Source organism: Chitinophaga qingshengii, assembly GCF_014529935.1.
Lineage (GTDB): Bacteria > Bacteroidota > Bacteroidia > Chitinophagales > Chitinophagaceae > Chitinophaga > Chitinophaga qingshengii.
Genome location: NZ_JACVFC010000029.1, coordinates 1 through 285 on the forward strand (window position 1 = coordinate 1; position 285 = coordinate 285).

The window sequence follows — 285 nt, forward strand, 5'->3', positions numbered from 1 at the left end:
TGCCAAGTTGGTAACGAGGACTGGAACGGTTTAGAAGATACCACAAAGGCACCTAAACAGATCCGTAGCTCAGCCTGGTTAGAGCACTACACTGATAATGTAGGGGTCAGCAGTTCAAATCTGCTCGGGTCTACAAATGATTGGGGGATTAGCTCAGTTGGCTAGAGCACCTGCCTTGCACGCAGGGGGTCATCGGTTCGAATCCGATATCCTCCACTTTCATCAACTTAGTTCTTGCACACAAACAAAAGATGTACGGCCAAACGGGCCACAGAGATCGGATCT

The 285-nt window shown here is 49.1% G+C and carries 2 tRNA genes; both read left to right on the plus strand.

From position 1 onward, the window contains the following. Nucleotides 1-58: 58 nt before the first annotated feature. Nucleotides 59-133: transfer RNA gene (locus tag ICL07_RS32220), tRNA-Ile, on the plus strand. Between the two features lie 9 nt (nt 134-142). After that, nucleotides 143-216 (plus strand) — tRNA-Ala (locus tag ICL07_RS32225). Nucleotides 217-285: the final 69 nt, after the last annotated feature.